Below are 8,317 nucleotides of genomic sequence, written 5' to 3'. Positions count from 1 at the left end.
CCCCATCAAAAAGGATTAATGATCACCGCTCTCGGTGTGCTGGTGATTGCTCCCGATGCCTTATTATTACGCTTTATCACCTTGCCTGCCGAGCAGGTGGTATTGTGGCGCGGATTGTTCAATATGCTGGGCTTTTTTGCCATTGTGCTGTTTCGTTATCGCAGCCAATGGTTGCAAGCTTATATGGCTTGTACCCGCGTTGGCATAGGCTGCGCCCTGCTATTTACTTTAAGTACTATAGGCTTTGTGCTGGGCAATCATTTTACCAAAGCTGGCAATGTGCTGGTTATTCTCGCCTCAGCGCCTTTTATTGCCGCCTTATTAAGCCGCCTCTTTTTACATGAACGCTTGGCACTGCGCACCGGGTTGGCCATTGCGGGATCCATGGTAGGAATGAGTCTTATCGTGATAGACGATGTAGGCTCAGGCTCTTGGCTGGGCAGTGCTTTTGCCTTATTAGCCGCCTTAGGCTTGGCGGGTAACTTAACCTTGGCCCGCAGTCGGCCCCACATTGATATGAGCCCCATGCTGACTCTCAGTGGCCTGTTTACTGCCGCTCTGGCCTTTATTTGGATAACGCTAACTGATAGCGCCTTAGCGTTACCCGACGCAGTCAATGCCGGCTGGCTGCTGTTATTATGTGCTTTATTGCTCCCCATCGGTTTTACCCTTATTCAACAAGGCCCGCAATATATCCCCTCGGCTGAGGTGAGCTTATTGCTGCTATTAGAAACCATTTTCGGCACCTTATTAGTTTGGTGGATATTAAGCGAGCGCCCTAGCCCGTTAGCCTTGCTGGGGGGTGCGATTGTGGTGAGTGTGATCTTTATTAAAAACGGCGTTGAGTTTTTTAAAACAGCACAGCGCCTTTGAAATAAGACAAAACAAGAGCGCTTCTTTTATAAGCGCTTGCACTCTGGGCGGGTTTTCAATGGGCAGCGACTTATATATAATCTTGCTGTGCTCCTATAGTTCAACAGGATAGAACAGCTGCCTCCTAAGCGGCCGATCCAGGTTCGAGCCCTGGTGGGAGCGCCATTTTCCTTTATTATCCTGCTATCTTTGCGACAACTTGCCCTCTAGGTCAAGCACTGGCAGAGTGTGCCTTTATTTGCATCATTTAAAGGCGTTAGCCCCTTATGACATCCTCTTCCACTCACAGCACTGGCCCCTCTTCTAAAAAAAGCGTCCTGATCACCGGCTGTTCGTCGGGCATAGGTCTGTGTGCCGCCCATTTTTTGCAGGCACAGGGTTTTCAAGTGATCGCCTCCGCTCGCCAACAAGCAGATGTAGATAGCCTGCGCCAAGCAGGCCTCACCGCCATTGTATTGGATTTGAATGATGAAGCCTCCATTGAGGCTGGCGTAAAAAATACGCTGCAACTCACGGGGGGCAAACTGTATGGCTTATTTAACAATGGAGCTTACGGCCAGCCGGGGGCACTCGAAGATTTGCCCACTCAGGCGTTGCGTGAGCAGTTTGAAAGCAATGTGTTTGGTTTACATCACCTTACCCGCTTGGTGCTGCCCACTATGATAGCCGCAGGGGAAGGTCGCATTGTGCAAAATAGTTCAATTTTAGGCTTAGTGGCCCTGCCCTATCGCGGGGCATACAATGCCTCTAAATTTGCGCTGGAGGGCTACACAGACACACTGCGCTTAGAGCTACAAAACACCGGCGTTAAGGTGAGCTTAATTGAACCGGGCCCAATAGAAACCCGCTTTAGGGCCAATTCAAAACGCGCCTTTGCACAATATATCGATACCAATAACAGCCGCCACCACGCCAATTATCAACACACTTTACATCGGCTCGAACAGCCTGGCCCTAGCTCACGGTATAGTCTTGAGCCAGACGCCTGCATGCCCCCCTTGCTGCATGCTCTTACCAGTCATAAGCCCAACATTCGCTACCCCGTCACTCGCCCCACCATTATAATGAGCTATTTACGTCGTTTATTAAGTGCACGGGCACTCGATAAATTATTACTTAAAGCCGGAGGCTAGCTGTGCGGTTAAAACTATTGCTGATGCTGTTGTTGTGGAGCTGTGCCGGTTACGGCTTAGCCGCACCGGCGTTATGGTCTGCGGTAAAAGGCGAACAGCAACTGTGGCTATTTGGCTCAATTCATTTAGCCGATGAAAGCATAAACCCCCTGCCCCAGCCCTTACTAGAGAGCTTAGCGCACAGTAAACACCTGTATGTAGAAGTCGATCCAAGTACCTTAACGCCTGCTGTATTAGCCCCCTATTTAACCCTGCCCAAGCAGCAAACTTGGTCATCTCGATTAGGAGAGCCATTAGCCACTGAGCTTAAACAGCAGCTTAATGCACTGAATTTAGCCCATCTAAGTGGCCTACCGCCTTGGTTTGCGGCCATGCAACTGAGTCAGGCGAATGCCCAGCGCCTAGGCTTTTCCAGTGATAAAGGGGTGGATATGCAACTGCTGCGTTTAGCGCAACAACAAGGGATTCCCATCAGTGGATTAGAGCCGCCTACACTGGTGTTTGAGCTATTATCAAGCTTGGCTGAGCGCCAGCTAGAAGTTGATTTTGTTCGTCATACTTTGGCTGAGCAAGCAGAATTAGCCGAGCAGCTAGCGCTATTATTAACCACTTGGCAAACGGGAGATGAGCAGGCGTTATTGGCCTTACTGCAAGATGAGCAATCGCCTGATATGACAGCGTTTATTGAACAAGAGCTATTGCTGTCTCGCAATCAACTCTGGCTAGAAAACCTAGCTCGCCAAGCCCCCTCTAGTGCATTAATGGTAGTGGGGGCGCTGCATTTATACGGCGAGCACGGCTTATTGCAGCTACTACGCAATGCCGGCTATAAAATAACAAGAAATTAAATGGGGTCGGAGTCAATTTAGAGCATGATTAATTGACTCCGACCCCATTTTAATTTTGGCAGGCCAGTTTGGCCATTTTCATCGCACCAGCAAAAGAGGCGGCACCGGCAATAAAGCGATTGTTGTGGCAAAAACCGGCGTCATTAACACCCGTTGCTTGTTGTAACTCGGCCCCAGATAGCCCCGCCCATGCCAGGGGGAGAGACTGTTTATTGTCGAATGAATCAGGAGCCACAGGCACCGCTTGGATCATCCATTGCTGCGCAGGGGACGGATACACCACATACAACACCTGCTGACCATGTTCATGCACCGCCTGCTTCCACGGAATGTACTTATCTAGCACCACAATGCTAGCTTCTTCGGCCTGCTCAATGGCCACAACCACTTCTTGATAGGCATCAAGTTGAGCGGTGGCATTGGCAATAAAGCGCATCAGAATAGTAGTGGCAAACTGCACCGCTTGCCCAAAGCAGTCATCAAAGTTATCGGCTTCTTGCCAGGTTGGGTTTAATAAGCCAATAGTGTGACTCAGGCTCACGCCTTGCTCATTACCTGACATGCCATAGCCACAGTCTATGGCATCAATCACCGCCACTAAATTTGCATCTAGCTTATCAGCAAGCAACGGGTTACCTTGGCACACCGCCAAGCCATAATAGCGCCATACCAGCCCAAATGAAGAGTAGGGAATACCGTTATCGCGGGCACCGGCACCACCGCGCTGATGGTGGTCAAAACGCCCAGCTTGAGCGTCGTATTCTTGGCCCACGTCGACCACTATGTCAGCCTGAGCGATTAGGGCGGCATCGCGCGTGCGTATTAGTTGTGCATCTGGGTATAGGTGCATTAGTGTGGCGACACTAAAGACATCATCGGCATGAAATTTACCGCTGTGGGTTACTATGGTTTTTTTCATTACAATACTCTATGCCATGCACTTATTTGTGCAAAAATTTGTGAGTGTGATATTAGCAATCAAAGCCGCACAAGGCACCTTCTTCCATGAACACTCCACTAAAAAGCACAACTTAACAACACAAGCATACCTTGGTTTTAAACTGTGCACTTTATTGATCAAGATCAGCATGGCGCTGCCCCTAGTCGCTAAGATACCTCCATAGCGCACACGAAGGGAGACGACTATGGCTTTTTGGCTTGATTTAATGTTTGGTAGCGATGTTGGTTTTATGTCAATGATGGTGATTATTTGCACCGCAATCATTATTAGCTTTTTGGGCTGTTTCTTTGTTTACAAAGTGCGTACTGCCACCTCTACTGACGAATAACCCCAGTTTACAACGACAGGCCCTACTCCTCCTCCCCGGGGCTTGTCGTTTCCTCTTAGGCATTCACTTAGCTTATACTGCGGCTTATCTTTACTACGCCGCCAGCTTTACTCAAGCAAACGACACCTTGACCTGATCTATTTAAGCGGCGTAACACTTTTTGTTTTACGGAGCCTGCTATGTCTTATGATGCCCTCACTCGCCATTTTGAACAACAACATCACCTACAACATTTAGGGGCAATTTGTAGCTGGGATCAAGCCACCATGATGCCAGCAGGGGGCAGTCAAGCCCGTGCCGAGGCCATGAGTACGCTGGCAGTGCTAAGCCACCAACAGCTGCAAGCACCACAATTAGCCGACTGGTTTGAGGCAGCACAACAAAGTACATTAACTCCAGCGCAAACCGTGAGCTTACGCGAAATGCGCCGTCAGTGGCGCGATGCCACTATGCTGCCCAGTGATTTAGTGGGGGCATTTTCTTTAGCCGGTTCTCGCTGTGAACACGCTTGGCGCAGTTTGCGTCCTGCCAACGACTGGGCGAGCTTTTTACCTTTATTTGAAGAAGTGCTCAACTTATCTCAGCAGGTAGCGGCAGCGCGAGCCGATGTACTCGGTTTATCTCGTTACGACAGTTTATTAGAGCAGTTTGAACCCGGTATGCGCAGTGCCACCCTCAACCAAGTGTTTGGTGAAGTTAAGCAATGGTTGCCTACGTTAATTAGTGATGTGCAACATAAGCAAGCTCACGATCACGTTATGCTTCCCCAAGGGCCATTTGCCACGGAGCAACAACGAGCGTTGGGGCTAGATGTGATGCGCTTATTAGGGTTTGATTTTAACCATGGCCGTTTAGATGTCAGCGTGCACCCTTTTTGTGGGGGCGTGAGTGAAGATGTTCGCTTAACCACCCGCTACGACGAACAAGATGTAGCACAAGCATTAATGGGCGTGATCCACGAAACTGGCCACGCCCGTTACGAACAAGGGCTACCGGCACAATGGCGCAAGTTACCCGTCGGTCAGGCACGATCTATGGGTATTCATGAATCACAAAGTCTGTTTTTTGAAATGCAACTTGCCCGTCATCCAGCCTTTATTAAGCAACTCAGTCCATTATTAGTACGTCACTTTGGTGAACAGCCGGCATTTTCCGCTAACAATTTGGCTCAGCTTTATACTCAGGTGCAGCCTGGCTTTATTCGGGTCGATGCCGATGAAGTCACCTATCCGGCGCACGTTATGCTGCGTTTTGAAATAGAGCGGGATCTTATTGAAGGTAAATTAACGGCGAAAGAGGTACCAGAATGCTGGGATAGCTTGATGCAAAACTATTTAGGGCTCAGCACCAAAGGCAACTATAAAGACGGTTGCATGCAAGACATTCACTGGACAGACGGCAGCTTTGGCTATTTCCCAAGCTACACCCTAGGTGCCATGTATGCCGCCCAACAAGCCGAGGCAATACAACAGCAACATGGGTCACTCGATACCTTAATTGCGCAGCACCTGCCCAACATTTTCGACTGGTTACAACACAACATTTGGCAACATGCTAGCCTACTAGAAACAGACACCTTGATAACCCAAGCCTGCGGACAACCATTAAACGCCAGTGCCTTTAAGCGTCATTTAGAGCAGCGTTACTTGGGGTAAAAGTAAGCGGAGGCAGATAGCTGACCTCGACTCAAAGGGGCTAGGAGGGAGAGATGGAGAACAAACAAGAACACCACCGATTAGTGGTGTTTTATGATGGCAGTTGTGAAAGCTGCATTAAAGACCGCGCTAATTACGAGCGCTGGGCAGGTGCAGGCGGCCACGACATTTACTGGTTTGATATTACCGACCAAGAAGACGCAATTCATAATATTGGGCTCACGCCTGAGGCAGTGATGCGTGAGCTACACGTACAAACAGCCGATGGCACTATACTCAGTGAAATTGATGCCTACATTTTATTAATGCGTCGTGTGCCCAGACTCAAGCTACTGGCTTGGTTTATTGGTTTACCCTTAGTGCGCCCCTGCTTATCATGGTTGTATCGCACTTGGGTAGAGCGAAGATTAAAACGCCAAGGGCGCCTTTAAGCTCGCTTAGCAGTATTAAAGTGGGCTTAGGTTATATTTGACACTAACACGTCGCTGAGGCATAACCGATAGCAGACTTTACAACATGAACAGAGGCTTATTATGCGCTACGCCAATATTACCGGCTGGGGAAAATGCTTACCTCCCGCCGCGTTAAGTAATGATGATTTGAGTACTTTTTTAGATACCTCAGATCAATGGGTTAATAGCCGCACGGGTATTTGTTCGCGTCGTATCTCACATGTAAACACGTCAGAACTTGCCACTGTAGCCGCGCAACACGCCCTGGCGGCTGCAGATCTTGAGCCCAATGACATAGACTGCATTATTATGGCCACCGCCAGCCCTGATACCTTAGTGCCCAGCGCGGCCTCTGCGCTACAACGTAATTTAGGCATAGGCAATGCGGCAGTGTTTGATATTAACGCCGCCTGCACCGGCTTTATTTATGGCTTAAGTGTCGGCAGCGCCTTAATTAAAGCCGGCTCCATGAATCGTGTGTTAGTGATTGGCGCTGAGCGACTTACCCATTACCTCGACTGGACCAAACGCGACACAGCCGTTTTGTTTGGCGATGGTGCCGGTGCCGTAGTATTAGAGGCCGATAACCAACCACTGGGGCTTATTGCCGATAAGCTGGGATGTGATGCTAAAGCCAATGATATTTTGGCTGTTCCTAACTCAGGTACCGCACGAGAGCGCTTTGCGCATACCGATGGCTTATTTGATGTTAACTTTGATGGCAAAGAAATTTTCAAGCGTGCTGTCAAAGGCATGGGCTATGCCGCAGAAAATGTACTAGAGCAAGCCGACTTAACCACACAAGATATCGACTTGCTGCTGCCTCATCAGGCAAATATTCGTATTATTGACACGCTAGCCAAAAAGATGGACTTGCCCATCGATAAAGTAATGATCAACATTGAGCAATACGGTAATACCTCGGCAGCCACTGTGCCTATAGCCCTGTGCGATGCTCTTGAACAAGGTCGAGTTAAACCCGGAGCATTATTGCTAACCGCCGCTTTTGGTGCCGGGTTGACTTGGGGAGCGGGAGTCATTCGTTGGGGATCGCGCACAACCCCACTGCGCCTGTCAGATGCAGCCCTGCCCCCTTGTGATAAAACCGCGCTTGAATTATTAGCGCCGGCCATAAAAGGCTGTCAAGAAAGCTGGAAGCTGGACGAAACAAAACACCTTTAGGAGCTTATGGTTTATGCTTTTCTTCTAGCTTCAAGCTCTATTACGCTTTCAGCCCCTCTAGCACCGATATTATACGGCTGGGGTCTTGGGGAATACTGCTGGTAAGGTATTTGCCTGCTAACCGGGCTTGAGTGCGAGGGTCAAGGTTACTACTGACTTCATAAGGTAAAGCGTCATTGTTTACTTTTAGTGGCTCAGCACGCATGGCTAGCATCATACGTAAACTGTCTTGGTATAGTTCACCGGCTAAAGAAGAGAGCTGAGGTGCTCGAATTTCATCTTGCGCTTGTGCATATAGCGGATTTGCATCAGGCAAAGAAAAATATTCACGCCAGTCAGGTTCGCCCTGCTCATTTTTACTTTCTTCTACCCGAGGTAAATCGCGCGCATCTTCTGACAGCATAGACAGCAATAACCCAAAGTCGCTACGACGGCCCTCGGAGACCGCCTGATTAAGGCGGTCTCCGAGTTGGCTGTCGTTGACGAGCAAGGTGTTATTGAGTTCAGTCTGCATATATAAAAGTGTAAAAAGTAGGCGTTTGATCTGTTATCGGCAGCAAACCCTATTTATTTAGTAAAAAATGACACCTTAGGGGTTCACAAGCCCAATCTTTTTGGTAGTATGCGTTTCACAAAGTGTGGAGGAGTTCCCGAGTGGCTAAAGGGATCAGACTGTAAATCTGACGGCTCCGCCTTCACTGGTTCGAATCCAGTCTCCTCCACCATTTATTTGTTAATCGATGCAGTTAGTGCCTCGATAGAGCAGTAAAGGGTTGAGTAATAACAACGCACTTTACATAAATAGCTAGCCTGCATAACACAAGTTAATTTGTGGAGGAGTTCCCGAGTGGCTAAAGGGATCAGACTGTAAATCTGACGGCTCCG

The 8,317-nt window shown here is 48.9% G+C and carries 9 protein-coding genes and 2 tRNA genes; 9 read left to right on the top strand and 2 right to left on the bottom strand.

Annotation, left to right across the window (positions count from 1 at the left end; all coding sequences use genetic code 11):
- The 4 genes from ACTHY5_RS10065 to ACTHY5_RS10050 form a co-directional block, all read left to right on the top strand.
- Nucleotides 1-873 (top strand): DMT family transporter (locus tag ACTHY5_RS10065; protein ID WP_441879253.1); only part of this gene is annotated, 873 nt, incomplete at its 5' end.
- An 89-nt stretch (nucleotides 874-962) separates the two neighbouring features.
- A tRNA-Arg gene (locus ACTHY5_RS10060) sits at nucleotides 963-1,038 on the top strand.
- 101 nt (nucleotides 1,039-1,139) lie between these two features.
- Nucleotides 1,140-2,006 carry an SDR family oxidoreductase gene (locus tag ACTHY5_RS10055; protein ID WP_441879251.1) on the top strand — a complete coding sequence of 289 codons (867 nt, stop codon included), beginning with the start codon at nucleotides 1,140-1,142 and terminating at the stop codon, nucleotides 2,004-2,006.
- Nucleotides 2,007-2,008: 2 nt separating this feature from the next.
- Nucleotides 2,009-2,854, top strand: a complete 846-nt coding sequence (locus ACTHY5_RS10050) for a TraB/GumN family protein (protein ID WP_441879249.1) — start codon at nucleotides 2,009-2,011, stop codon at nucleotides 2,852-2,854.
- A 49-nt stretch (nucleotides 2,855-2,903) separates the two neighbouring features.
- Here the strand turns inward: ACTHY5_RS10050 and ACTHY5_RS10045 are convergent, their stop codons facing one another.
- Nucleotides 2,904-3,773, bottom strand: coding sequence for an MYG1 family protein (locus ACTHY5_RS10045; RefSeq protein ID WP_441879247.1), 870 nt, complete (start codon nucleotides 3,771-3,773; stop codon nucleotides 2,904-2,906).
- Between the two features lie 226 nt (nucleotides 3,774-3,999).
- On the opposite strand from ACTHY5_RS10045, the gene ACTHY5_RS10040 reads away from it, so the two are divergent.
- The 4 genes from ACTHY5_RS10040 (at nucleotide 4,000) to ACTHY5_RS10025 (ending at nucleotide 7,432) form a co-directional block, all read left to right on the top strand.
- The gene (locus tag ACTHY5_RS10040; protein ID WP_441879246.1) at nucleotides 4,000-4,143 is read left to right on the top strand and encodes a DUF3149 domain-containing protein; all 144 of its coding nucleotides are present in this window, start codon (nucleotides 4,000-4,002) and stop codon (nucleotides 4,141-4,143) included.
- Between the two features lie 179 nt (nucleotides 4,144-4,322).
- Nucleotides 4,323-5,798 (top strand): carboxypeptidase M32, encoded by a 1,476-nt coding sequence (locus tag ACTHY5_RS10035; protein ID WP_441879244.1) that lies wholly within the window; start codon nucleotides 4,323-4,325, stop codon nucleotides 5,796-5,798.
- 53 nt (nucleotides 5,799-5,851) lie between these two features.
- Entirely contained in the window at nucleotides 5,852-6,229 is a 378-nt protein-coding gene (locus ACTHY5_RS10030; RefSeq protein WP_441879242.1) for a thiol-disulfide oxidoreductase DCC family protein, read from the top strand.
- A gap of 102 nt (nucleotides 6,230-6,331) precedes the next feature.
- Entirely contained in the window at nucleotides 6,332-7,432 is a 1,101-nt protein-coding gene (locus ACTHY5_RS10025) for a ketoacyl-ACP synthase III (RefSeq protein ID WP_441879240.1), read from the top strand.
- A gap of 40 nt (nucleotides 7,433-7,472) precedes the next feature.
- Here ACTHY5_RS10025 and ACTHY5_RS10020 read toward each other — a convergent pair whose 3' ends face one another.
- Complete coding sequence (locus ACTHY5_RS10020; RefSeq protein ID WP_441879238.1) at nucleotides 7,473-7,946, bottom strand: VC2046/SO_2500 family protein; 474 nt, start codon at nucleotides 7,944-7,946, stop codon at nucleotides 7,473-7,475.
- A 126-nt stretch (nucleotides 7,947-8,072) separates the two neighbouring features.
- Between ACTHY5_RS10020 and ACTHY5_RS10015 the strand changes: the two genes are divergently transcribed.
- A tRNA-Tyr gene (locus tag ACTHY5_RS10015) sits at nucleotides 8,073-8,157 on the top strand.
- Nucleotides 8,158-8,317: the final 160 nt, after the last annotated feature.

Origin of the sequence: Oceanisphaera sp. (assembly GCF_052084945.1) — a bacterium.
GTDB lineage: Bacteria > Pseudomonadota > Gammaproteobacteria > Enterobacterales > Aeromonadaceae > Oceanimonas.
This window is presented reverse-complemented; position numbering and strand designations above follow the sequence as displayed.

What these genes read in the sequence shown, in the direction of transcription:
- ACTHY5_RS10055 (WP_441879251.1), top strand. Translation starts at nt 1,140, where the DNA reads ATGACATCCTCTTCCACTCACAGCACTGGCCCCTCTTCTAAAAAAAGC.
- ACTHY5_RS10045 (WP_441879247.1), bottom strand. Translation starts at nt 3,773, where the DNA reads ATGAAAAAAACCATAGTAACCCACAGCGGTAAATTTCATGCCGATGAT.
- ACTHY5_RS10040 (WP_441879246.1), top strand. Translation starts at nt 4,000, where the DNA reads ATGGCTTTTTGGCTTGATTTAATGTTTGGTAGCGATGTTGGTTTTATG.
- ACTHY5_RS10035 (WP_441879244.1), top strand. Translation starts at nt 4,323, where the DNA reads ATGTCTTATGATGCCCTCACTCGCCATTTTGAACAACAACATCACCTA.
- ACTHY5_RS10030 (WP_441879242.1), top strand. Translation starts at nt 5,852, where the DNA reads ATGGAGAACAAACAAGAACACCACCGATTAGTGGTGTTTTATGATGGC.
- ACTHY5_RS10025 (WP_441879240.1), top strand. Translation starts at nt 6,332, where the DNA reads ATGCGCTACGCCAATATTACCGGCTGGGGAAAATGCTTACCTCCCGCC.
- ACTHY5_RS10020 (WP_441879238.1), bottom strand. Translation starts at nt 7,946, where the DNA reads ATGCAGACTGAACTCAATAACACCTTGCTCGTCAACGACAGCCAACTC.